The organism is Roseateles sp. GW823-FHT07B05, assembly GCF_058794515.1.
The window spans coordinates 311,260-334,360 of sequence record NZ_JBXAGX010000006.1 but is presented as its reverse complement, the minus strand read 5'-3'; the positions used below and the strand labels follow the sequence as shown (position 1 = coordinate 334,360).

The 23,101-nt window shown below is 71.5% G+C and carries 24 protein-coding genes; 15 read left to right on the top strand and 9 right to left on the bottom strand.

Going from position 1 to position 23,101, the window contains the following annotated elements:
• Window positions 1-66: 66 nt before the first annotated feature.
• The 8 genes from AC1Q7O_RS15870 (at window position 67) to AC1Q7O_RS15835 (ending at window position 11,857) form a co-directional block, all read left to right on the top strand.
• Window positions 67-2,472, top strand: a complete 2,406-nt coding sequence (locus tag AC1Q7O_RS15870; RefSeq protein ID WP_492658068.1) for a tetratricopeptide repeat protein — start codon at window positions 67-69, stop codon at window positions 2,470-2,472.
• Complete coding sequence (locus tag AC1Q7O_RS15865) at window positions 2,469-4,598, top strand: FUSC family protein (RefSeq protein ID WP_492658067.1); 2,130 nt, start codon at window positions 2,469-2,471, stop codon at window positions 4,596-4,598. The genes AC1Q7O_RS15870 and AC1Q7O_RS15865 overlap by 4 nt, the downstream gene beginning before the upstream one ends.
• 2 nt (window positions 4,599-4,600) lie before the next feature.
• Window positions 4,601-5,701, top strand: a complete 1,101-nt coding sequence (locus AC1Q7O_RS15860; protein ID WP_492658104.1) for an S-(hydroxymethyl)glutathione dehydrogenase/class III alcohol dehydrogenase — start codon at window positions 4,601-4,603, stop codon at window positions 5,699-5,701.
• A 480-nt stretch (window positions 5,702-6,181) separates the two neighbouring features.
• The gene (locus AC1Q7O_RS15855) at window positions 6,182-7,528 is read left to right on the top strand and encodes a dicarboxylate/amino acid:cation symporter (RefSeq protein WP_492658066.1); all 1,347 of its coding nucleotides are present in this window, start codon (window positions 6,182-6,184) and stop codon (window positions 7,526-7,528) included.
• An 80-nt stretch (window positions 7,529-7,608) separates the two neighbouring features.
• A complete protein-coding gene (locus AC1Q7O_RS15850) occupies window positions 7,609-8,736 on the top strand; it encodes a lactonase family protein (protein WP_492658065.1) in 1,128 nt (375 codons plus the stop codon).
• 13 nt (window positions 8,737-8,749) lie between these two features.
• Window positions 8,750-9,574 (top strand): S-formylglutathione hydrolase, encoded by an 825-nt coding sequence (gene fghA, locus AC1Q7O_RS15845; RefSeq protein ID WP_492658064.1) that lies wholly within the window; start codon window positions 8,750-8,752, stop codon window positions 9,572-9,574.
• A 22-nt stretch (window positions 9,575-9,596) separates the two neighbouring features.
• Window positions 9,597-11,480, top strand: coding sequence for an ATP-binding cassette domain-containing protein (locus AC1Q7O_RS15840; RefSeq protein ID WP_492658063.1), 1,884 nt, complete (start codon window positions 9,597-9,599; stop codon window positions 11,478-11,480).
• A complete protein-coding gene (locus tag AC1Q7O_RS15835; RefSeq protein ID WP_492658062.1) occupies window positions 11,477-11,857 on the top strand; it encodes a hypothetical protein in 381 nt (126 codons plus the stop codon). The genes AC1Q7O_RS15840 and AC1Q7O_RS15835 overlap by 4 nt, the downstream gene beginning before the upstream one ends.
• Window positions 11,858-12,107: 250 nt before the next feature.
• Here the strand turns inward: AC1Q7O_RS15835 and AC1Q7O_RS15830 are convergent, their stop codons facing one another.
• From AC1Q7O_RS15830 to AC1Q7O_RS15790, 9 genes are all read right to left on the bottom strand, one after another.
• Window positions 12,108-12,716, bottom strand: coding sequence for a response regulator (locus AC1Q7O_RS15830; protein ID WP_492658061.1), 609 nt, complete (start codon window positions 12,714-12,716; stop codon window positions 12,108-12,110).
• A gap of 117 nt (window positions 12,717-12,833) precedes the next feature.
• Entirely contained in the window at window positions 12,834-13,193 is a 360-nt protein-coding gene (locus AC1Q7O_RS15825; protein ID WP_492662722.1) for a hypothetical protein, read from the bottom strand.
• A complete protein-coding gene (locus AC1Q7O_RS15820) occupies window positions 13,193-13,690 on the bottom strand; it encodes a GNAT family N-acetyltransferase (RefSeq protein WP_492658059.1) in 498 nt (165 codons plus the stop codon). Before AC1Q7O_RS15820 ends, AC1Q7O_RS15825 begins: the two co-directional genes overlap by 1 nt.
• A gap of 20 nt (window positions 13,691-13,710) precedes the next feature.
• Window positions 13,711-14,226 carry a phage tail protein gene (locus AC1Q7O_RS15815; protein WP_492658058.1) on the bottom strand — a complete coding sequence of 172 codons (516 nt, stop codon included), beginning with the start codon at window positions 14,224-14,226 and terminating at the stop codon, window positions 13,711-13,713.
• A gap of 10 nt (window positions 14,227-14,236) precedes the next feature.
• The gene (locus AC1Q7O_RS15810) at window positions 14,237-14,755 is read right to left on the bottom strand and encodes a phage tail protein (RefSeq protein ID WP_492658057.1); all 519 of its coding nucleotides are present in this window, start codon (window positions 14,753-14,755) and stop codon (window positions 14,237-14,239) included.
• Between the two features lie 15 nt (window positions 14,756-14,770).
• Window positions 14,771-15,280 (bottom strand): phage tail protein, encoded by a 510-nt coding sequence (locus AC1Q7O_RS15805; protein WP_492658056.1) that lies wholly within the window; start codon window positions 15,278-15,280, stop codon window positions 14,771-14,773.
• A 9-nt stretch (window positions 15,281-15,289) separates the two neighbouring features.
• Window positions 15,290-15,583, bottom strand: a complete 294-nt coding sequence (locus tag AC1Q7O_RS15800; protein WP_492658055.1) for a DUF6916 family protein — start codon at window positions 15,581-15,583, stop codon at window positions 15,290-15,292.
• Window positions 15,576-16,313: a PEP-CTERM sorting domain-containing protein gene (locus AC1Q7O_RS15795; protein WP_492658054.1), complete on the bottom strand. Its 738-nt coding sequence runs from the start codon at window positions 16,311-16,313 to the stop codon at window positions 15,576-15,578. The genes AC1Q7O_RS15800 and AC1Q7O_RS15795 overlap by 8 nt, the downstream gene beginning before the upstream one ends.
• 100 nt (window positions 16,314-16,413) lie before the next feature.
• A complete protein-coding gene (locus AC1Q7O_RS15790) occupies window positions 16,414-17,847 on the bottom strand; it encodes an aminotransferase-like domain-containing protein (protein ID WP_492658053.1) in 1,434 nt (477 codons plus the stop codon).
• A gap of 73 nt (window positions 17,848-17,920) precedes the next feature.
• Here AC1Q7O_RS15790 and AC1Q7O_RS15785 point away from each other — a divergent pair, with 73 nt between their 5' ends.
• From AC1Q7O_RS15785 to AC1Q7O_RS15755, 7 genes are read left to right on the top strand one after another with little or no spacing between them, the layout of a single operon-like run.
• The gene (locus tag AC1Q7O_RS15785; protein WP_492658052.1) at window positions 17,921-18,826 is read left to right on the top strand and encodes a DMT family transporter; all 906 of its coding nucleotides are present in this window, start codon (window positions 17,921-17,923) and stop codon (window positions 18,824-18,826) included.
• Window positions 18,827-18,837: 11 nt separating this feature from the next.
• Window positions 18,838-19,131, top strand: coding sequence for a DUF2917 domain-containing protein (locus AC1Q7O_RS15780; protein WP_492658051.1), 294 nt, complete (start codon window positions 18,838-18,840; stop codon window positions 19,129-19,131).
• A complete protein-coding gene (locus AC1Q7O_RS15775) occupies window positions 19,128-19,823 on the top strand; it encodes an aspartate/glutamate racemase family protein (protein WP_492658050.1) in 696 nt (231 codons plus the stop codon). The genes AC1Q7O_RS15780 and AC1Q7O_RS15775 overlap by 4 nt, the downstream gene beginning before the upstream one ends.
• 28 nt (window positions 19,824-19,851) lie before the next feature.
• Complete coding sequence (locus AC1Q7O_RS15770) at window positions 19,852-21,060, top strand: aminotransferase-like domain-containing protein (RefSeq protein ID WP_492658049.1); 1,209 nt, start codon at window positions 19,852-19,854, stop codon at window positions 21,058-21,060.
• Window positions 21,060-21,509: a GNAT family N-acetyltransferase gene (locus AC1Q7O_RS15765; protein ID WP_492658048.1), complete on the top strand. Its 450-nt coding sequence runs from the start codon at window positions 21,060-21,062 to the stop codon at window positions 21,507-21,509. Before AC1Q7O_RS15770 ends, AC1Q7O_RS15765 begins: the two co-directional genes overlap by 1 nt.
• Complete coding sequence (locus tag AC1Q7O_RS15760) at window positions 21,506-22,345, top strand: PhzF family phenazine biosynthesis protein (protein WP_492658047.1); 840 nt, start codon at window positions 21,506-21,508, stop codon at window positions 22,343-22,345. The genes AC1Q7O_RS15765 and AC1Q7O_RS15760 overlap by 4 nt, the downstream gene beginning before the upstream one ends.
• The gene (locus tag AC1Q7O_RS15755) at window positions 22,342-23,067 is read left to right on the top strand and encodes an alanyl-tRNA editing protein (protein WP_492658046.1); all 726 of its coding nucleotides are present in this window, start codon (window positions 22,342-22,344) and stop codon (window positions 23,065-23,067) included. The genes AC1Q7O_RS15760 and AC1Q7O_RS15755 overlap by 4 nt, the downstream gene beginning before the upstream one ends.
• Window positions 23,068-23,101 lie beyond the last annotated feature (34 nt).

Below are 23,101 nucleotides of genomic sequence, written 5' to 3'. Positions count from 1 at the left end.
CGTCGCATGCGGGCAGGGGGAGAGTGGCACGTTTAGCATGCCGACTCCGCACTTCATGGAGCCGCCATGCCCTGGCGCCGATGGGCCGTTGGCCTCGCTGTCTGTCTCACCCTGACCACCGCGCATGCGGCCGACATCGCGCGGCTGCAGACGCTGCTGACCGAGCAGCAGTACGCCGCCGCGCGTGCCGACCTCGACGCGCTGCTGCACCTGCCCCGGCCCGGTGCGGCCGAGCGCGCCGTCATCTACCCATGGCTGTTCGCCCGCGACGACGGCGCGGCCATCGCCCGCCGCACGCGCCACGTGCTGACCGATGCCAAGGCCGAGGCCGTGGACCTGCTGGCCGCCGGCCGGCTGGCGCTGGACCTGCGCGACTTCGAGCGCGCCCGGCAATGCTTCGAGCGCGCGCTGCGCCAGGCCACGCGCCCGCGCGAGCAGGCCGACGCGCTGCGCGGCCTGGGCCAGCGGCACTACCAGCTGCGCGAGTTCGACGCGTCGCTGGCGCAGCTGGAGCGCAGCCTGGCCGCCGAGCGCACCGCCGACGGCCTGAGCGCGCTGGCCGACACGCTGATCCGCCTGTCCCGCACCGAGGACGCCATCGCCGCGGCCGAGGCCGCCGTCGCGCTGAACCCGCACCACGAGGCCGCGCATTACCTGCTGGGCAATGGCTACTCGCGCGAGAACTACACGCAGCTGGCCGCGCGGCTGGGCGATGCCTTCGCGCCGCTGCTGGCCGACGTGCGGCGCGTGTCCGACGCGTTCGAGCAGGGCCGCTTCGACGAGGCGCTGGCCATCAGCCTGGCCGTGCTGCAGCGCTGCCCGCAGCTGGGCCGCGCGCATGCCATTGCGGCCAAGGCGCTGGAGTCGCAGCGGCTGGCCATCGACGTGCACCGCGCCGACTACGAGCGCCGCTTTGCCGCCACGCCCATGCCGGTCGTGCCGGGCATCGAGCGGTATGTGCTGAACTGGAAAGACCTGTCGCCGCGCCACCAGAAGCGCGTCGCGTTGTCCGTCGCGCCGTGGAAGGCCTTCATCCCGGTGCTGGTGGAGGGCGGCGCCACGCACTTCATCAAGCCGATGTGGATGCGGCTGTCCGAGACGCCCGAGGCGCACGCGCTGAAGGACGCGCGCATCGACTACGACTCGCGGCTGTGGGACGACGTGCGCGGCATGGGCGGGCACTTCACCGTGACCGGCATCGAGGACGTGGAGCGCAGCATCTTCGACAAGTACAACACCGTGCTGCACGAGCTGACGCACCAGGTGCACGGCGTGCTGACGGCCGACCAGTCGCGCCAGATCCAGGCGCTGTATCAGCAGGCCAAGGCACGCGATGCCAAGACGAAGAACGGCTTCCTGTCGCGCTATGCGGGCGGCTCGGTGTGGGAGTACTTCGCCGAGGGTGCCAACGCCGAGGCGTCGCCGCGGCGCGACGCGTTCGACGGCCGCGAGATCGTCCGCGAGCGCCTGATCGCAACCGACCCGGCGCTGCGCGCGCTGGTGCGGCGCTTCTTCGCGCAGCGCGACACGCGCGCCAGCCTGCCGGTGGCCCTCGTCAAGGCCGGCCAGCAGAAGCTGGAGGACGGCAAGCTGGCCGACGCGGCGCCGCTGTTCGAGCGCGCGCTGGCGCTGGCCCCCGCGGACGAGGACGCGCTGGCGGCGCGGCTCTACGTGCTGGCGCTGCAAGGGCAGGGCGACGCGGCCCGCGAGCTGGCCGGCCGCGCGCTGGCCCGCCACCCGATGAGCGGTGCGCTGCACGTGGCCGCGGCCGATGCGCTGTGGCATGGCGGCGCACCGCTGGCCACCGACGTGGTGCCCGCGCTGGCGAAGGCCGCGGGCGGGTTGACGGGGGAGGACGCCTTCCGCGTGAACCTCGCGCTGGCCGACCACCACCGCCGCCTGGGCGATGTGCCGCAGGCGCTGGCCGCCTACGGCGCCGTGCTGGCCTACCAGGGCGACCAGCCCGAAGCGCTGTGGGGCCGCGCCGCTACGCTGGCGCTGGGCGGCCGCTGGGACGAGGCCTTTGCGCAGTTCGACGCGGTGCTGCGCCTGCGCACCGGCCTGCTGCCGCTGCGCCGCGACTACGCGCTGGACCTGCTGCGCGCCGGCCGCCTGGACGCCGCACGCGCCCAGCTCAAGGAGGCGCTGCTGCTGGACCCGCGCGACCCCGACACGCTGGCGCTGCAGGCCTGGAGCCGTCTGCTGGACGGCGACGCCGCCGCCGCGCAGCGCGGGGCCGAGCAGGCGCTGGCACTGGGCGGCTGGAGCGACCTGGCCGTCATCGTGCAGGCCGGTGCGCTGCAGGCGCAGGGCCAGGGCGACGCCGCCCGCACGGCCCTCGCGCCGCTGCGCGAGCGCATCGCCACGAACGCGCCGCCGAGCTACATCTACCGCGCCGACAAGTCCGCCTGGGTCTCGGTGCATGAGCTGCCGGCCAGCGAGCGCCGCGTGATGGAGCTGCTGGTCAAGTGAGAGCGTTCTTCCAGCGGCTCGAAGCCGCGCATCTGAACGGCCTGGGCGTCGCGCTGGGCGTGGCGGCGGTGCACCTCGGTGTCGACGGCCTGTTCGGCGACACGGCGGGCCTGGCGGCCGTGGGTGGTGCCGTCTGCGCCAGCCTGACCGACGTGCCCAACCCGCCGCAGCGCGTGCTGCCGCGCGTGCTGCCGGCCGCGTTCGCCGCGGGCCTCGTCACGCTGCTGGTGGGGCTGGCGCATGGCTCGCTGCCGCTGACGCTGGCCGTCGTCGCGGCGGTCAGCTTCCTGTCGCTGATGACGCTGGCCTGGGGGCTGCGCGCCGGGCCGCTGTCGTTCTCGCCGGTGCTGGCGCTGGTGTTCGCGATGGCCTGGGACCGCACGGCCGGCGCCACGTCGCCGTGGGAGCACGCGCTGTGGGTGGCCGTGGGCGGCTTCCTGTACGCCGGCTGGGCGCGCGCGGCCGCCGTGGTGCTGCGCCACCGGCTGCGCGAGCTGGCGCTGGTGCAGGCGCTGCGCGCCACCGAGCGGCGCATGCGCTCGCGCGCGCAGCGCATCGTGCTGGCCGTGGGCGGCGAGGAGGCGCGCATCCGCGCGTCCATCGCCGACGACGTCGCGCTGGCCGACGCGCTGCAGGCCGCGCGCGACCAGGTGTTCGCCGCGCGCCGATCCAAGCGCAGCCGCCAGCAGACCGACCTGCTGCTGGGCCTCATCGAGGTGCGCGACCTGCTGCTGGCCAGCCGGCTGGACACCGAGCTGCTGGGCCAGGACTTCCCGGGCCGCCAGTGGCGCGCCGCGCTGGCCGACACGCTGCGCCAGCTGGCCGACGCGCTCGCGGCGCTGGCCGACACGCTGGCGGTCGGCGCGCCGCTGCCGGAGGTGTCTGCCGAGGCCTGGCGGGCGCGGCTGGCGGCGCAACTGGCCGACGTGCACGCGCCGACCGGTGACTCGCGCGGCCACCTGGTGTCGGCGCTGCAGTCGCGGCTGGGGCACATGATCGACGACGTCTGCGCGATGGTCGCGCGGCAGCGCCGCACCGATGACGTCGACAGCCCCTGGACGCCGGAGCGGCTGGCGCCGTTCGTGTCGCCCGAGGGCTGGCCGCTGGCGGCGTTGCGGCCGCACCTGACGCTGCAGTCCAGCGTCATGCGGCATGCGCTGCGCTCGGCGCTGGCGCTGACGCTGGCCTACGCGCTGGGCGCCGCGCTGCCGTGGGCGGCACACCCGTTCTGGCTGGTCATCAGCGTGGCCGTGGTGCTGCGCGGCAACCTGGAGCAGACGCTGTCGCGCCGCAACGACCGCATCGCCGGCACGGTGCTGGGCTGCCTGCTGGTGATGGGCCTGGCGCATGTGCATTCGGTGGCGGCGCTGAGCCTGTGCTTCATCGCCGCCGTGGGCACGGCGCATGCGTACGTGAACCGGCGCTACCGCACGGCGGCCACGGCTGCCACGCTGATGGCGCTGCTGCAGCCGCTGATGCTGGACCCGACCAGCAATCCCGCCGTCGTCGAGCGCATTGCCGACACCTTCATCGGCGCCGGCCTGGCGTGGCTGTTCAGCTTCGTGCTGCCCAGCTGGGAGCGCGCCGCCGTGCCGCGGCTGGGCCAGCAGCTGCGCGGCGCGCTGGCACGGCATGCCGGCAACATGCTGCAGTGGCGGCCCAGCGCGGAGGCGCAGCTGGCGCAGCGCGTGTCGCGCCAGCAGGCCTACACCGCGCTGGCCGCACTGGCCGCCGCGGCGCAGCGCACCCGCGTGGAGCCCGAGAGCGTGCGCCTGCCCGACGCCGAGATCGAGGCCGCGCTGAGCCACGGCTACCGGCTGATGGCGCTGCTGGGCGCCGTGCAGCAGCTGACGCAGCGCCGCACCGACCGGCTCGACGACGCCCGCGCGCAGACCGCGTTGCCGCTGGCCCGCACCGCCTGTGTGGACGTGCTGAACGGCGCCCCCATGAGCGGCACCGACCCCGCCGAGATCCCCGACGCCGATGCCGGCGCATGGCCCGAACATCTGGGCCAGCAGGACCTGACACCGTGGCTGCTGCGACGATTGCGGCTGTGCCGCCACGAGTCGCGCGAGTTCGTCGACGCGCTGAACCAACTTCAACCGACAGGAGTACCCAAGACATGAGCATCCAAACCCGAGCCGCCGTGGCCTGGAAGGCCGGCGCCCCGCTGACCATCGAAACGCTGGACCTGGAAGGCCCGACGGACGGCGAGGTGCTGGTGGAAGTGAAAGCCTCCGGCATCTGCCACACCGACGACTTCACGCTGTCCGGCGCCGATCCCGAGGGCCTGTTCCCGGCCGTGCTGGGCCACGAGGGCGCGGGCGTCGTGCTGGAAAGCAAGGTGCCGTGGCTCAAGCCCGGCGACCACGTGATCCCGCTCTACACGCCCGAGTGCCGCGAGTGCAAGTTCTGCCTGAGCCGCAAGACCAACCTGTGCCAGTCCATCCGCGCCACGCAGGGCAAGGGCCTGATGCCCAACGGCACGTCGCGCTTCAGCCTGAATGGCGAGCCCATCTTTCACTACATGGGCACCAGCACGTTCTCCAACCACATCGTCGTGCCCGGCATCGCGCTGGCCAAGATCCGTCCGGACGCGCCGTTCGACAAGGTCTGCTACATCGGCTGCGGCGTGACGACCGGCGTGGGCGCCGTGCTGTTCACGGCCAAGGTGGAGGCGGGCGCCAACGTCGTCGTCTTCGGTCTCGGCGGCATCGGCCTGAACGTCATCCAGGGCGCCAAGATGGTGGGCGCCAACAAGATCATCGGCGTGGACATCAACCCGGGCCGCGAGGCGATGGCGCGCCGCTTCGGCATGACGGACTTCGTGAACCCGAAGGATGTGCCCAACCTCGTGGACCACATCGTGCAGCTGACCGATGGCGGCGCGGACTACTCGTTCGAGTGCGTGGGCAACGTGCAGCTGATGCGCCAGGCGCTGGAGTGCACGCACAAGGGCTGGGGCCGCAGCATCATCATCGGCGTGGCGCCGGCCGGGGCCGAGATCTCGACGCGGCCGTTCCAGCTCGTCACCGGCCGTCACTGGGAAGGCTCGGCCTTCGGCGGCGCCCGCGGCCGCACCGACGTGCCCAAGATCGTCGACTGGTACATGGACGGCAAGCTCAACATCGACGAGCTGATCACGCACAAGCTGAAGCTGGAGCAGATCAACGAGGGCTTCGAGCTGATGCGACGCGGCGAGAGCATCCGCTCGGTCGTGGAGTTCTGATCGAGCAACACCGAGAACACCGAGAACACCGAACAGCCGCGCCGCCCGAGCGGCGCTGCATTCGGCTGTTCTGGTGAGCACGGCGTGCAGCCGCGCGTCGGACGGCCCGCTGGGGCGGTGGATGGCGCACGTGACAAGGCAGCCGCGAGAGCGCAGCGGTTCGCATCTGGGAGATTGCGGTTGGCTGTTTTCGCGCGCCGCTCCAGGCGGCGTCGCGTTCGAGTGCGGTTCAGGGCCTCTTCTTTGGTGACTTTCTTCTGGCCCCGCAGAAGAAAGTTACCCCGCCGCCGGGCGGGACTCCCGGCAATGCAACGGTGTCGCGCCCGCTCCGAAGCGCATCCATCGCCAGCGGCACCGCGAGCGCCAGCCCCCACCCCGCAGCTTTGCAATTCATGTGGGAACCCACAGCGCACGCCGAGGTCGCAAGTCCTAAGCTGACGCCGAAGCCAGTTCCATCCGCAGAACTGTTCGGAGACGCGCATGCAGACCATCCCCACCGCCGCCCGGCAGCCCCTCTACAAGTCGCTGTACGCCCAGGTTCTCACCGCCATCGTCATCGGCGTGCTGGTGGGCCACTTCTTCCCGCAGACGGGCGAAGCGCTCAAGCCGCTGGGTGACGGCTTCATCAAGCTGATCAAGATGATCATCGCGCCCATCATCTTCTGCACGGTGGTGGTGGGCATCGCGGGCATGGAGGACATGAAGCGCGTCGGCAAGACCGGCGGCTACGCGCTGCTGTACTTCGAGATCGTCTCCACCATCGCCCTCATCGTCGGCCTCGTCGTCGTCAACGTGCTGGAGCCCGGCGTCGGCATGCACGTGGACCCCAAGACGCTGGACACCAAGAGCATTGCCGCCTACACGGCGCCCGGCAAGATGCAGGGCACGGTGGACTTCCTGCTGGCCATCATTCCGACCACCGTCGTGGACGCCTTCGCCAAGGGCGAGATGCTGCAGGTGCTGCTGTTCTCGCTGCTGTTCGGCTTTGCGCTGCACCGCTTCGGCGGCCGCGGCACGCTGGTGTTCGACGGCATCGAGAAGACCTCGCACGTGCTGTTCGCCATCGTCGGCATGATCATGAAGGTGGCCCCCATCGGCGCGTTCGGCGCCATGGCCTTCACCATCGGCAAGTACGGCGTCGGCTCGCTGCTGCAGCTCGCCAAGCTGATGGGCTCGTTCTACGCGACCTGCCTGATCTTCATCTTCGTCGTGCTGGGCACCATTGCGCGGCTGCACGGCTTCTCGGTCTGGAAGTTCATCAAGTACATCAAGGAAGAGCTGTTCATCGTGCTGGGCACGTCGTCCAGCGAGTCGGTGCTGCCGCGCATGATGGCCAAGCTGGAGAACCTGGGCGTGCGCAAGTCCACCGTGGGCCTGGTCATCCCCACCGGCTACTCGTTCAACCTCGACGGCACGTCCATCTACCTGACGATGGCCGCCGTGTTCATCGCGCAGGCCACCGACACGCCGATGACGCTGATGCAGCAGCTCACACTGCTGGCCGTGCTGCTGCTGACGAGCAAGGGTGCCGCCGGCGTGACGGGCAGCGGCTTCATCGTGCTGGCGGCCACGCTGTCGGCCGTGGGCGGCGTGCCGGTGGCGGGCCTCGCGCTGATCCTGGGCATCGACCGCTTCATGTCCGAGGCGCGCGCGCTGACCAACCTCGTCGGCAACGGCGTGGCCACGGTCGTCGTCGGCAAGTGGACGGGCGACCTGGACGTGGACCGCATGCAGGCCGTGCTGAACAACGAGACCGAGGCGCAGGCCGAGGAGCCCGAGGCCGTGCTCGACACGGTGGATCAGCGCATGGCCCCCAGCCCGCGCTGAGGCGCTCGCCGCCCGAGGGCCGCGGTTAAATTCCGTCGGCCGGACGCGACCCAGGGTTCGGCTTCCGACCCCACCGTCCGATGCGCCGACTCGCCCTTGCCTTGACCGCCACGCTGCTTCCCTTTGCCCTTGCCGCCGAGACGCTGGTCTACGTCGGCACCGACACCGGCGGTGACAGCCACGGCATCTACGTCGCCTCGCTTGACGAGACGACCGGCGCGCTGTCCGTGCTACGGCTGGCCGCGGCCATCGGCAACCCGGGCTTTCTCGCCATCCATGCATCCAGGCCGTTGATCTACTCGGTCGCCGGCAGCCGCGCGGCAGACGGATCGTGGCGGGAGGAGGTGGCCGCTTTCTCGGTGCAGCCGGATGGCCGCCTGGCGCTGCTCAACACCCGGCCGTCCGAGGGCAGCGGCCCCTGCCATATCGCCATCGATGCCAGCGGGCGCGTGCTGCTGCTGGCCAACTACAGCGGCGGCAACGTCGTGTCCTACCCCATCCGCGACGACGGCAGCCTGGGGCCGGCGGCCTCCACCGTCCGGCACCAGGGCGCCAGCGTGCACCCGCAGCGCCAGCAGCAGCCGCATCCGCACGCGATCTACCCCGACCCGACGCGCACCCGCGCCTATGTGCCCGACCTGGGCATCGACAAGGTGATGATCTACCGGCTCGACGCGGCCAGCGGCCGGCTCTCGCCGAACGAACCCGCCTACACCGCCACCGAGCCTGGCGGCGGCCCGCGCCACCTGGCCTTCCATCCCGACGGGCGCCATGCCTATGTCGCGCTGGAGCTCACGTCCCGCGTGGCGTCCTACCGCGTTGACGCCGCGACCGGCGCGCTGCAGCACGTCGACACCCGGTCCAGCCTGCCGGCCGGGGCCAGCGCCGACGGCAACACGGCCGCCGAGATCCTCGTCCATCCCGACGGCCGCTTCCTCTACGTCTCCAACCGCGGGCACGACAGCATTGCCGTGTTCGCCATCGACCCGCAGACCGGCGCGCTGCGCTTTGTCGACGCGACGCCCAGCGGCGGCCGCACGCCGCGCAGCTTCGGCCTCGTGCCCGGCGGGCGTTTCCTGGTGGCGGCCAATCAGAATGGTGGCAACCTCACTGTCTTCCGCATCGACGCCGAGCGCGGCACGCTGTCGTCCACCGGCCAGGAATTGCGCATCGACCGCCCCAAACACGTCCGCTTCCTGCGGCGTTGAACCAGACCTCACCATGAACCTTCTCAGCGAACACCGCGCCTTCGGCGGCACGCAGCGCTTTCTGCAGCACGACTCCGCCGAGATCGGCCTGCCCATGCGCTTTGCGCTCTACGTGCCGCCGGCACCGAAGGCGCTGCTGGTCTTTCTCGCCGGCCTGACCTGCACCGAGGAGACCTTCACGATCAAGGCCGGTGCCCAGCGCCTGGCCGCCGAGCTGGGCCTGGCGCTGCTGATGCCCGACACCAGCCCGCGTGGCGCCAACGTGCCCGGGGAGGCCGACAGCTGGGACTTCGGCGTCGGCGCCGGTTTCTACCTCGACGCGACGCAGCCGCCCTGGGCGACGCACTGGCGCATGGAGAGCTACCTGCTCGACGAGCTGCTGCCGCTGGTGCAGCGCGAGACCGGCCTCACCCGGACCGGCCTGTTCGGCCACTCCATGGGCGGCCACGGCGCGCTGACGCTGGCGCTGCGGCACCCGGGGCGGTTCCAGTCGCTGTCGGCCTTCGCGCCCATCGCGGCGCCCATGCAGTGCCCCTGGGGCCGCAAGGCCTTCACCGGCTACCTGGGCGAGGACCGCGCCGCCTGGGTCGCGCACGACGCCAGCGAGCTGATGCGGCTGCAGCGCAGCGCGCCGTATCCAGGCGGCATCCTCATCGACCAGGGGCTGGCCGACAAATTCCTCGCCGAACAGCTGCACCCCGAGGCCTTCGAGGCCGCCTGCGCCGCCGCGGGCCAGCCGCTGACCGTCCGCCGCCACGCCGGCTACGACCACGGCTACTACTTCATCGCCAGCTTCATCGACGACCACCTGCGCCACCACGCGGAACGGCTGATCTGACTTGCCGGGGGACAATCGCCGGATGGCTGTTCTCTCCCTCACCAATGCTCATCTCGCCTTCGGGCACGTCGCGCTCCTCGACGGCGCCGGCTTTTCCCTCGAAGTCGGCGAGCGCGTTGGCCTCATCGGCCGCAACGGCACCGGCAAGTCGTCGCTGCTGAAGATCCTCGCCGGCATCGAGAAGCTCGACGACGGCCTGCTGCAGCAACAGCAGGGCCTGACCAACGTCTACGTGCCGCAGGAGCCCGAGCTGCGCGGCGACGCGACCATCTTCGACGTCGTCAGCGAGGGCGTGGCCGAGGCCAAGGCGCTGCGCGAGCGCTACGAGCGCCATGACGAGAACGACGACCTGGCCTGGGTGCAGGAGCGCATCGAGCACATCGGCGCGTGGAACTGGGAGCAGCGCGTCGACGAGACGCTGCACCGCCTGGGCCTGGACGGCTCGCGGCTGGTGGGCAGCCTGTCCGGCGGCCTGAAGAAGCGCGTGGCGCTGGGCCGCGCGCTGGTGGCCCAGCCCGACGTGCTGCTGCTGGACGAGCCCACCAACCACCTGGACCTGGACGCCATCGCCTGGCTGGAAGGCCTGCTGAACGATTTCAAGGGCTCGTTGCTGCTGATCACCCACGATCGCGCGTTCCTGGACAACGTGGCCAACCGGATCGTCGAGCTGGACCGCGGCCAGCTGCGCGGCTACCCCGGCAACTACGCCGCCTTCCAGGCCGCCAAGGCCTACGAGCTGGAGAACGAGGCGCTGTTCAACGCGCGCTTCGACAAGCTGCTGGCGCAGGAGGAGGTGTGGATTCGCAAGGGCGTGGAGGCACGCCGCACGCGCTCGGTCGCGCGCATCCAGCGCCTGGAGGCCATGCGCCTGGAGCACGCCGCGCGGCGTGACGTGCAGGGCAAGGTCAAGCTGGACATCGACACCGGCGGTGCCAGCGGCAAGATCGTCGCGGAGCTGGAGGACGTGTCCAAGAGCTACGGTGACCGCCCCATCGTGCGCGGCTTCACGTCGACCATCCTGCGCGGCGACAAGGTGGGACTCATCGGCCCCAACGGCGCCGGCAAGACGACGCTGCTGAAGATGATCCTCGGCGAACTGCCGCCCGACAGCGGCACGGTGCGTCTGGGCTCGCGGCTGACGGTCGCCTACTTCGACCAGATGCGCGACACGCTGAACCTCGACGCGACGCTGGCCGACACCATCAGCCCGGGCTCGGAGTGGATCGAGATCGGCACGCAGAAGAAGCACGTCAAGAGCTACCTCGGCGACTTCCTGTTCTCGCCGGCGCGCGCCAACTCGCCGGTGCGCACGCTGTCGGGCGGCGAGCGCAACCGCCTGCTGCTGGCGCGCCTGTTCGCGCGGCCGGCCAATGTGCTGGTGCTGGACGAGCCGACCAACGACCTCGACATCGAGACGCTGGAGCTGCTGGAGGAGCTGCTGGCCGAGTACGACGGCACGGTCTTCCTCGTCAGCCACGATAGGCGCTTCCTGGACAACGTCGTCACGTCGACGCTGGTCTACGAGGGCGATGCGCGCTGGCGCGAGTACGAGGGCAGCGTGCAGGACTGGCTGACCCAGTCCAAGCGTGCGGCGGCGCTGCAGGCCAAGGCCGCGCCCGCCGCGGCCGTCGCATCGCCGCCGTCTGCGCCTGTGCCCGATTCGGCGGCCCCGGTCGTCGCGACGAAGCGCAAGCTCAGCTACAAGGAGCAGCGCGAGCTGGACGAGATCCCCAAGCAGATCGCCGCGCTGGAGGCCGAGCAGACGCAGCTGAACGCGCTGCTCAACGGCACCGAGCTGTACACGCAGGGTGCCAAGCGCATTGCCGAAGTGACCGAGCGTGCTGCTGACATCGACGGTGAGCTGCTGACGTTGATGGAGCGCTGGGAAGTGCTGGAAGCCAAGTGAACGCGCTGCACCACGAATGGCTGGCGCTGCAAGGCCAGCATGAACGCTACGAGGCGCTGGCGCTGGGCGTGAAGCTGGTGGCCTTCGTCGCCACCGTCGTGGTCTCCGACAACACGCTGGCCCTCGCGTTGCTGGCACTGCTGTGGCTGCAGGAGGCGGTGCTCAAGACCTTCCAGGCCCGGCTGGGCGAGCGCCTGCTGGCGGTGGAGCAGGGGCTGAAGTCAGGTGCCGAGCTTGCCCCCATGCAGTTGCACAGCGCCTGGCTGGCCACGCGCCCGCGCGGCGCCGGCCTGGCCGTCGAGTACCTGAAGAGCGCGCTGCGCCCCACCGTGGCGCTGCCCTATCCGCTGCTGATGGCGCTGGTCATCGGGCTCTGACCGCAGAACCCGCGGTGGTCGTCGTGCCTTCTCGGGCCGAGCGCCGGGCCGTTCCCAAGCCGGCCCGTCAGGCGATGTTGACCGGGCTCGATGCCCGGTCAATCGCTGTCCCCTCGGGGGCTGAGGCCGGACACAGGGCGTCCAGCGGACGGCCTTTGCCTGCCGAAGCTCTGCGGCCCATGGCCGCAGAGCGGTCCCGTCCGGGGCGCCCGCGTCCAGCGTGGCGCACCGGACGAGGGGCCTCAAGCCGCTACACCGGCTGCAGCTTGTCCACCGACACGAACCCCGGCTGCCCCTTGAGCTGCACCACCGTCTCGCTGTGGCGATGCACGATGTGCTGGGCCACATGCACGGCCCCTTGGTAGCGCACCTTGTCGCCCGGCTTGATGACGGGCTGCGGCGGCATGGGTGGCAGCGGCGGGCGTGCCGCCGGGCGAGCGGTGCGCATCGTGTCGCGCAGCTGGCCGTGCAGGCTCGGTGACGTCTTGGCCAGCGCCTCCAGCGAGCGCGTCACCTCGGCCTTGAGCTGCTCGGCCGTGAACGGCTTCTTCAGCAGGAAATAGGCGCCATGCGCCTCGGCCTCGAACTGGTGCTCGGGCGTCACGTCGAAGCTCATCAGCGACAGGTGCAGCGCCGGCTGCGCGTCGCGCAGGCGCTGGAACAGCTGGATGCCGGTCAGCGGCGACTTGGCGAACCAGTCGGTGATGAGGAAGTGGGGCTTGAAGACCAGCCCCTGCGCCAGCGCCGTGTCGGTGTCGGCGCAGCAGAGGATCTGGTCGGCCGTGAAGCCGCGGCTCTGCAGCAGCTGGCGTGCAAAGGTCTGGACGCCGGCCAACGGATCTACAACGAGGAATTTCAAGGGGCTGCTCATGTCACTTCGGGCGCCGCGGCCGACGGCGGCGCCAGATGTGACCAATTGTGCCGGCCGGCGTGAACCGGTCCAGCGACAAACCCCTTGCCGGGCGAGAACTTTTTGTCAGCCTTGCAGTCGACAGAAATCGGCGCGCAGGCCGCCCGGCGTGCGGGCGAGGTAGAGCACTACGGGTTCACCCGAGGGGCCGCTCAGCAGACACAAGCCGTCGCCGAGGCTGTCGGGCAGCCGGCCCTGGAAGCCCACGCTGAACTGCTCGCCCGGCCGGCTGCCGGGCCGCGTGTCGACCGAGGCCAGCGTGACCGCGTGGCCGTCCACGTGGAAGATCTCGCCCAGGCGCGCCTGCCAGCTGGCCTGGCCCGCCACGGCACCGAGGCCAGAGCGCGTGGCGGCCAGCGCCGCGGGGGCTGCGGCGGCAGCGGCCAGTGCGCTCGCGCCGCCCTTCAGGAATTGGCGTTTGTTCATCATGGCAGGCACTCCTCGGGCTGCTGGGTCGGGGGCGGTCTGAGCATGGGCTGGTACAGCCCCTGCGGCTCGCTTTCGGGGAGGAAGCCGAGCCGCTCGTACAGCCGCCGGGCGGGGTTGTGGATCTCGACCTGGATGCCCAGGTGCCGGCCCGCAGCCGCCGCGTCATCCATCAACGTGCGCAGGCAGCGGGTTCCCAGCCCCTGGCTGCGCCAGGCGGGCAGCAATGTGATGTCCAGTACGTGCAGCCGGTCGGGGCGGGCGTCGACCCAGAGCCGGCCGGCCACCGCATCGTCCACCAGGATGAGCTGGCAGAGCGACTGAGGGAAATGCTGCAGGTAATGCCGTTGCTGCGCCTGGTGCTGCTGGGCGATGAAGGCCTCGCACTGCGCGCGGGGCCAGCCGGTCAGCGCCAGCTCGTCGGTGCGTGTGCTCGCATAGATGGCGAGTTGCCAGGCGTCATCGGCAGGCGTGGTGGGGCGCAGTCGGTAGTCCATGGCGGGCGCCCCTCATTGGGTCAGCTACGCGGCGGGAAGATGCCCTGCAGCGCGATGCAGAAGCTCAGCGCCTGGTAGGGCTGCCGGTTCTCGTGTGCCTGGCCGCCGCCGGACGCGCTGATGGCCGACGCAGCCATCGGCGCAGCGGCGCCGGGGGCGTGGTAGGCATTGCCGCCGGCGGTCGGAGTCATCAGCGCCCCGGCGGGGCTGGTGGCCGACGGCGTGAGGCCGGCCATCAGCGCGTGGTCGTGGCTCGGCATGTTCTGGGGCAGCAAGGTCACCGAGGGCGCGCCGGCCGTCTCGCCGAGCACGCGGTCGGAAAGGCCCGGGCCCTGGCCCTGGCCCATCGCGAAGCTGCCGCCCAGGTTGGGCAGCGCGAAGTTGGACTGGCCGTTGCCCCCGTAGTAGGTGCCGATCAGCGAGAAGAGAGCCGTGTTCTGGCTGATGGGCAGCAACTGGCCATCGCAACGCGCCCAGCCCCTGGGTGCGAAGTTGTAGGGCATGACGCGGATTTCGGCGACGAAGGGGTTGGACATGTCACGCTCCTCAGGTGGGCGACGGGTAGATGCCGTACAGCGAGATGATGTAGCTGACGGTCAGCGTCGGCGCCATGTTTTCGTGGGGCTGCGGGTTGCCCCAGACGCTGGTGATGGCGCCGCTGGCCATCGCCGTCGTGACCGGGGCGCTGCCGTAGGTGGCGACTGCCGTGGTCGCGAGCAGGTTGCCGGCGGGCGTCGCGAGGCTGGCCGCCGCGGTGCTGGCAAGCGCCGGATGGCTGTGCAAGGCGGTCTGGCCGGATTGCAGCGTCACGGTCTCGGTGCCGCCGGTCTGGCCCATCGTGCGGGGTGACAGGCCGGGGCCCTGGCCCTGGTGCACGGGGACGCGGCCGCGCAGGTCCGGCAACGCGAACGTGCTCTGGCCATCGCCGCCGTAGGTGGTGCCGATCAGGTTGTACAGCGTGTCGTTCTCGGCAATCGCGACCAGCTGCCCCTGGCACAGGGCCCAGCCGACGGGCGCGAAGTTGCCGGCAAAGAGGCGGATCTCGCCGACGTATGGGTCCGACATGTCAGTCTCCTGGAGTTAGTCGCGGCTGGGGAAGATGCCGACCAGCGCGATCGCCCAGCTGAGCACCTGAAAGGGCTGCATGTTGGGGTGAGGCTGGCCGCCCGCGTTGTTGGCGATGGTGCCGGGGTCCATCGCAGCGGCGTTGCCGTCCGGCGCATAGAGGCTGATGCCGCCGCGCCCTTTGGCTGCCGGCACGGCATTGCCCGGGACGCTGGCGTTGGCCAGGTCGCCGCTGGCGACCAGCGTGTGGGTGTGGGGCGGGATCTGGCTGGTGCTCAGCGTGACGGCCTCCTGTCCGCCCGAGGCGCCGAGCGGCAGCTGTGCGCTGCTGTGGAGCGGCGAACGGCTGCGCAGGTCGGGTAACTGGAACGTGGTCACGCCGTTGCCGCCGTAGGTGGTGCCTAGCAGCGAGAAGAGGGCCTGGTTCTGCTGGATGGCCAGAACTTGCCCATTGCACAGCGCCCACCCCTTGGGTGCGTAGTTGAAGCTCATCAGACGGAGCTCGCCGAGGAACTGGTCGGACATGAGGGTCTCCTAGCCGAACACGGCTTCGTAATTCAGGCCCGCCGCGGTGCGGGCGACGGGCACCAGGAAGATGTCCATGCCGCCCATCTGCGCGTGCTCAAGCCGGTAGATGCGCTGCGGCAGTGCCGGCTCGGGGGCTTCGAACGTGAGGCAGAAAGGTGCGCGCCCTTCTGGCGGCGCCCATGGCCCCGGGCAGGCTTCGATGAGCCGCGCGGTCAGGCAGCCCGCCTCGCCGAGTTGCAGCGTGAAGTCGCTGCCAACGAGGGGTTCGAACTGCGCCAGCGTGACCACGCCGTCAGGCACGGCGGCGCACCGCAGCAGCTCCCAGGGCCGCCACCATGAACAGCGCGAGCGAGGCGGGTTCGGGCAACTGGTTGCCGGGGTCGGTGGGACCGGGGCCGGGGCCAGTGCCGTTGTCCTGCGTGAGGAGCTGGATGCGGAAGTCGGCGTAGTTGTTGCTGCTGCCGGCGATCCGCTTGGCGATCGCCAGCGTGTCGAGGTCAAAGGTGACCGTGTCGGAGTCGATGAAATGGGCCAGGCTGCTCAGCACCGCCGGGTTGGCCAGGCCGCTGCCCGTGCCGCCGTCTGTGGTGCCGAAGCCGTCCCAGGCGTACAGGGCCACGCCGATGATGGTCTTGCCGGTGATGCCCAGGCCATCGAACTGGTAGCGGGCGCGGTTGCCGCCGGAGCCGAGGTAGCCGGTGGTGTAGAGGCCGCCCGTGGTGTCGTCGCCGACGCCGATGCGCAGCTTGATGCTGTCGTCTTCGAAGAAGATCTTTTCGTGGGCCACCATCCAGACCCCGCTGATGACGCCGGGGTCACCGACCTGGATGCCGTTGACGAGACCGGCCAGCGGGACGGTCTGCTGCGCGGTGATCGGTGTCGTGTCGAGGATGGTGCCGTCTGTGAAGCCGCCAGGGGCGATCAGCGTGATGCTGACGTCGCTGACGAAACCGGCCTGGGCCGACAGCGAACACAGCGTCAGCGCGGCGGCGCCGAGCAGGCTGCGGATGGGGGACGAAACGAGTCGCATGGAGCCTCCCTGTGAATGGGCCGTCAGGAAGTTGACTCGCCTTACAGGGCCTTCGCCAGTGGCTTTCCCCTCGACTGAGGGGGGCGGCGATGGGCAGAACTTAGGGAGTCGCTGAGCGCCCCCGGATGTCGTCCACACAGGCGCGCAGCTGACGCCAGAACGCCGGGTCTTGCGACGTGGCCATGTTGACGCGCATCAGCGGGCCGGGGCAGCGCGTGGCGCTGAACAGGGCGCCCGGCGCGGTGAGCCAGCCGGCGTCCAGCAGTGGCTGCGCCAGGCGCTCCGTGTCCACGCCGACGTCCAGCCAGCCGAACAGGCCGTCGGGCGGGGCCGCCCACTGGAAGCCCTGCCGGGCTGCCAGCGCCGCTACGCGCTGGCGGGCGTCGGTCAGCCGTTCGCGCAGCCGCTGTGCGTGGCGGCGCAGCCGGCCCTGCTCCAGGCACAGCGCGACGGCACGCTCCAGTACCGGCGAGCTGGTCAGGCCGTCCAGCAGCTTGGTGTCGGTCAGCGCGGCCAGCTTCTCCGGGGCGGCGGCGAGGTAGCCCACGCGCCAGGCCGGCGTCAGCACCTTGGAGAAGCCGCCGACGTAGACGACGCAGCGCAGTCCGTCCAGCGCGGCCAGCCGCGGCAGGTGCTCGGGGGCGAGGAAGCCGTAGCTGTCGTCTTCGACGATGAGCAGGTCGTGCTCGTCCGCCAGCCGCAGCAGCCGGTGCGCGGTGGCCAGGTCCAGGCTGTGGCCGGTGGGGTTGTGAAGCACCGAGACGGTCAGGTAGGCGCGCGGCGCGTGCTGCGCGGCCAGCGCGGCCAGCACGCCGAGGTCCGGCCCCTGCGCGCCGCGCGGCACGGGCAGCAGCCGGATGCCCGCCTGCGTCAGCCGCGCGAACAGCACGGACCAGCCCGGGTCGTCCACCAGCACGGCGTCGCCGGGCTGCAAGTGGGTGCGGATCAGCAGGTCCAGCGCATGCGTGGCGCCGTTGGTCGCCAGGATCTGCGCGGGGCCGGCGTGGATGCCCAGGTCGGCCAGCCGCTGCGCCAGCGCGACGCGCAGCCGCTCGTCGCCGCTGGGGTCGCCGTAGCTGACCTGCACCGTCTCGTCGCTGCCGAGCCGGCGCAGCGCCGACTGCAGCAGCGCCGCGTCCAGCCAGTCCGCCGGCAGCGTGCCCAGCCCCGGCGCGCGTGCGGCATCGGCCTCGAACATGCCGCGGATCAGCGCCGTCGCGTCCACCGGCGCCTGGCGAGGGGCGGCAGCCGCCTTGGCGTGGCGGGCGGTGGCGGGCGCGGGGCGGGTCTCGCGCACAAAGAAGCCGCGCTGGCGGCGCGCCTCCAGCAGGCCGGCCGCCTGCAGCTGGTCGTAGGCGGCCACGACGGTGTGCGGGCTCACGCCGTGCTGGCGCGCACAGTCGCGCACCGAAGGCAGGCGCGCGCCCGGCAGCAGCAGCCGCTCGCGGATGCGCTGGGCGTAGCGCTCGGCCAGTTGGCCGGCCAGCGGCTGGCTGGCATCGCGCTGCAGCGGCGGGTGTGTACCGGTGGGCATGGCAGTACAGATTCAATGATTGATTGAATGACTGTACTGGCTCTGTACCGGTTGCTGTGCCTAGACTGAGCCCATGCCAGGGTTTTCCACGTCCACCACCACATCGTCCGACGCGACGCGCGGCCTGCTGCTGGGGTTGGCGGGTGTCGTCATGTTCGCGCTGAGCCTGCCGATGACGCGGCTGGCCGGCGGCAGCGTTGCCGCGCCGCAGCTGGACCCAGCCTTCGTCGCCTTCGGCCGCGCCGCGGTGGCGGGCGTGTTGTCGCTGGCCTACCTCGCGCTCACCGGCGCGCGCCGGCCGCGCGGCGGCGAGTGGCGGCTGCTGGCGTTCACGGCGGGCGGCGTGGTGTTCGGCTGGCCGCTGCTGTCCGGCCTGGCCGTGCGATACGTGGACGCCGTGCATGCGGCGGTCATCTCCGGCGTGCTGCCGCTGGCCACGGCAGTCATCGCGGCGCTGGTGCTGCGCCAGCGGCCCAGCCCGGCGTTCTGGGGCTGCGCGCTGGCGGGCCTGGCGCTGGTCGTCGGCTTCGCGGCCTGGCGCGGCGCGGGCGGGCTGGAGATGGCCGACGGGCTGTTGCTCGGGGCGGTGGTCTGCGCGTCGGCGGGTTATGTCAGCGGCGCCCGGCTGTCCTCGGTCATGACGGCCGAACAGGTGATCTGCTGGGTGCTGGTGCTCAGCCTGCCCGTCACGGTGCCGCTGGCGGTCATGACACGGCCCGCCGCGCCGGTGGCGCCGTCGGCCTGGGTGGGCTTTGCCTATGTGTCGCTGTTCTCGATGTGGATCGGCTTCTTTGCCTGGTACCGCGGCCTGGCGCTGGGCGGCACGCTGCGCGTGAGCCAGGTGCAGGTGCTGCAACCTTTTCTGTCCATGCTGCTCGCGGTGCCCTTGCTGGGCGAGCGGCTGGACGCGATGACGCTGGTCTTCGCCGTGGCCGTGCTGGCCGTGGTGTGGGTGGGCAAGCGCCAGCGGGTTCACTGAAGGAGATGCCGATGAACGACCGATTCACGACCCGACTCGCCCCCGGCCAGGCGCTGACGCTGGCCGCCGCGCGCGCGCCGCGCTGCCTCGTCGTCACGGCCGGCCGGCTGTGGCTGACGGTGTCCGGCGGCAGCGACGACCACTGGCTGCGCACCGGCGACGGCATCACGCTGGCGGCCGGGCAGGAGGTCGTCGTCGAGGCCTGGCCTGAGGCGAGCTTCCAGCTGCTGCAGCCCGCTGCGCAGCAGCAGGCCGTGGCGAAGCCGGCGCGGGGCCGGCGCATGAACCTGCTGGCCCCGGCATGAAGACGCTGGGCATCCTCGGCGGCATGAGCTGGGAGTCCACCCAGCATCTGTACGCCCTCATCAACCGCGGCGTGGCCGCGCGGCTGGGCGGGCTGCACAGCGCCGACCTGCTGCTGCGCAGCGTCGACTTCGCGCCCATCGCCGCGCTGCAGACGGCCGGCGACTGGGCCGGGGCGGCGGCCGTGCTGGGCGCCGCCGGCACCGGCCTGCGCCGTGCGGGCGCCGAGGCCCTGCTGATTGCCAGCAACACGATGCACCTCGTCGCCAACGACGTCGAGCGCGCCGCCGGCCTGCCGGTGCTGCACATCGTCGATGCGACGGCGGAGGCGCTGCGCGCCGCCGGCGTGCGCCGCGCCGGCCTGCTGGCCACGCGCTTCACGATGGAGCAGGGCTTCTACCGCGAGCGCATGTGGCAGCGCTTCGGCATCGAGGTCGTCACGCCCGACGAGCCCGGCCGGGCCGAGGTGCACCGCATCATCTACGAGGAGCTGTGCCGCGGCCGCTTCGAGCCCGACTCGCGCGAGGCCTTGCGCGGCCAGGTCGCGGCGCTGGCCGACCGCGGCGCGCAGGCCGCCATCCTGGGCTGCACGGAGCTGGGCCTGCTGTTGCCGGCCGGTGCGCCCGCCGCGTTGCCGCTGTTCGACTCCACCGACCTGCAGGCCCGCGCCGCGGTCGGCTGGATGCTAGGCTGATCGTCTTGAAATTCAACGTAACTCCATCATGAGCCACGTCTGGACCCAGGCGCGCCGCGCTGCGCGCATGAACCCGTCCATCATTCGCGAGATCCTCAAGGTCACCGAGAAGCCGGGCATCCTGTCCATGGCCGGCGGCCTGCCGAGCGCGGACACCTTCCCCGTCGACGCGCTGAAGGCCGCCTGCGACCGCGTGCTGACGCAGGCGCCGCGCGAGGCGCTGCAGTACGCGGCCAGCGAGGGCTTCGCGCCGCTGCGCGAGTGGGTGGCGGCGCGGGTCGCCGCGCTCGGCATGCAGGTGAAGCCCGATCAGGTGCTGATCACCAGCGGCTCCCAGCAGGGGCTGGACCTGGTCGGCAAGATCCTCTGCGACGCCGGCGCGCCGGTGGCGGTCGAGACGCCCACCTACCTTGGCGCGCTGCAGGCCTTCACGCCGTTCGAGCCGCTGTTCGCCAGCCTCGCCAGCGACGAGGAAGGCCCGCGCCCGGAGGCCATTGGCGCTTTGCCGCATGACGCCCCCGGCACGCGCTTCAGCTACCTGCTGCCCAACTACCAGAACCCGACCGGCCGCGTCATGGGTGCTCAGCGCCGGCAGGACGTCGTCGAGGCCTCGCGGCGCGCCGGCGTGCCCATCGTCGAGGACAACCCCTACGGCGACCTGTGGTTCGACGCGCCGCCGCCGGCCGCGCTGTCCAGCCTGTGGCCCGAGGGCTCGCTGTACATGGGCTCGTTCTCCAAGGTGCTGACGCCGGGCTTCCGCCTCGGCTACGTGATCGCGCCGACCGAGCTCTACCCCAAGCTGCTGCAGGCCAAGCAGGCGGCCGACCTGCACACGCCGGGCTTCAACCAGCGCGTCGTCTACGAGGTCGTCAAGGACGGTTTCCTGGACCAGCACATCCCGGTGATCCGCGCCCGCTACAAGGCCAACCGCGACGCGATGGCCGCCGCGCTGCGCGCGCACCTGCCGGCCGGCTGCGAGTGGCAGAGCCCGCAGGGCGGCATGTTCTTCTGGATCCGCCTGCCCGCGGGCCTGGACGCGATGGCGCTGCTGCCGCAGGCGGTGGACGCCGGCGTCGCCTTCGTGCCCGGCGCGGCGTTCTACGCCCACCAGCCCGACCCGCGCACGCTGCGGCTGTCCTTCGTCACGCTGACGCCCGAGCTCATCCACGAGGGCGTGGAAAAGCTGGGCCGCGTGCTGCACGAGGCGCTGGAGCCCGTGGCGGAGCACGCGCCCTGATGACCGCCCGCGACGGCTACCGGCTCAGCTTCGCGCCGCAGGACATCGACGCGCGGGCGGCCCATGCCTTCCTGCGCGGTGCCTACTGGTGCGAGGGCATCCCGCTGGCCGTCGTCGAGCGTGCCATCGCGAACTCGCTGTGCATCGCGCTGCACGCTGACGGCGAGGGCCAGGTCGGCTTCGCCCGCGTCGTGACCGACCGCGCCACCTTCGCCTACCTGTGCGACGTCTACGTGCTGGACGCCCACCGCGGCCGCGGCCTCGCCACGTGGATGCTGGAGGCGCTGTTCGCCCACGCCGACCTGCAGGGCCTGCGCCGCTTCATGCTGTTCACCCGCGATGCCCACGCGGTCTACACCGGCCACGGCTTCGTGCCGCTGGCCACGCCGCAGCGCGGCATGGAGATCGTGCGGCCCGGCCTCTACCTTCAACCCACGCCCTCGCCATGACTGAATTGCGCCGCTTTGCCCAGGTCGACGTCTTCACCGCCACGCCGCTGAAGGGCAATGCGCTGGCCGTCGTCATCGACGGCGCCGGCCTGTCCGACGACGAGATGGCCGCGTTCGCGCGCTGGACCAACCTGTCCGAGACCACCTTCCTGCTGCCGCCGACCGACCCGGCCGCCGACTACCGCGTGCGCATCTTCACGCCCGGCGGCGAACTGCCGTTCGCGGGCCACCCGACGCTGGGCAGCGCGCACGCGTTCCTCGCCAGCGGTGGCGATGCGAAGAAGCCCGGCGAGGTGGTGCAGCAATGCGCCATCGGCCTGGTGCGCGTGAAGCGCGACGGCGCGCGGCTGGCGTTTGCGGCGCCGCCACTGAAGCGCAGCGGCCCGGTGGACGACGCGACGCGCGCCCAGGTGCTGGCATCGCTGCGCATCGCGCCCGAGGCGCTGCTGGATCTCGTCTGGTGCGACAACGGCCCCGGCTGGCTGGCCGCCCGCCTGCCCGATGCCGCCAGCGTGCTCGCGCTGCAGCCCGACTTCACGGCGATGCTGCCGCTGAAGGTCGGCGTCGTCGGTGCCTATCCCGAAGGCAGCGAGTGCCAGTTCGAGGTGCGCGCCTTCGTGCCCGACCTGGGCATACCGGAAGACCCCGTCACCGGCAGCCTCAACGCCGGCCTGGCCCTGTGGCTGCAGCAGGCCGGCCTGGCTGGCGACCGCTACGTCGCCGCGCAAGGCGCCGCGCTGGGCCGTGCTGGCCGCGTGCATGTGACGCGCGATGCCGAAGCGACCTGGATCGGTGGCGACGTGACTCCGCTGATCCACGGGCAGGTGCGGCTGTGAGAACCGACGACCTGTTCCGCGAGGACGCCACGTTGCTGGCCTGCGACGCCGAGGTCATCGCCCAGGTCGATGGCGGCGTGCTGCTGGACCGCACCGTCTGCTACCCGCTGGGCGGCGGCCAGGCGGGCGACACCGGCTGGCTGGTCGCCGGCGAGCAGCGCTGGCGCATCACCGACACGCGCAAGAGCAAGGACCACCCCGAGGCCATCGTGCACCTGATCGACGGCGACGCGCCGCCGCCCGTCGGTGCCGCCGTGCGCGTGGAGGTGGACGCCGCACGCCGCCAGGCGCACCGGCGCTTCCACACGGCCACGCACCTGCTGTGCGCGCTGCTGCCGTACCCGGTCGACGGCTGCTCCATCACCGAGACCTACGCGCGGCTTGACTTCCACACCGACGAGCCCTTCGACAAGGACGCCATCCAGGCCGGCCTGACCCGGCTGGTTGCCGAGGCGCACCCTGTGGGCCACCGCTGGATCAGCGAGGCGGAGCTGGATGCCAACCCGGGCCTGGTCCGCTCCATGAGCGTGCAGCCGCCGCGCGGGCTGGGGCGGGTGCGGGTGCTGGAGATCGAGGGGGTGGATCTGCAGCCCTGTGGTGGCACGCACGTCAGCAACACCGCAGAGATCGGCGCAGTGGTCGTCACGAAGATCGAGAAGAAATCAGCCAAGACCCGCAGGGTCGTGCTCGGCTTTGCCGAGCCGGCCGCAGGCCGTGGCTGATTTCTGGGGAGCACTCATGTTCGCTTGCGAACGT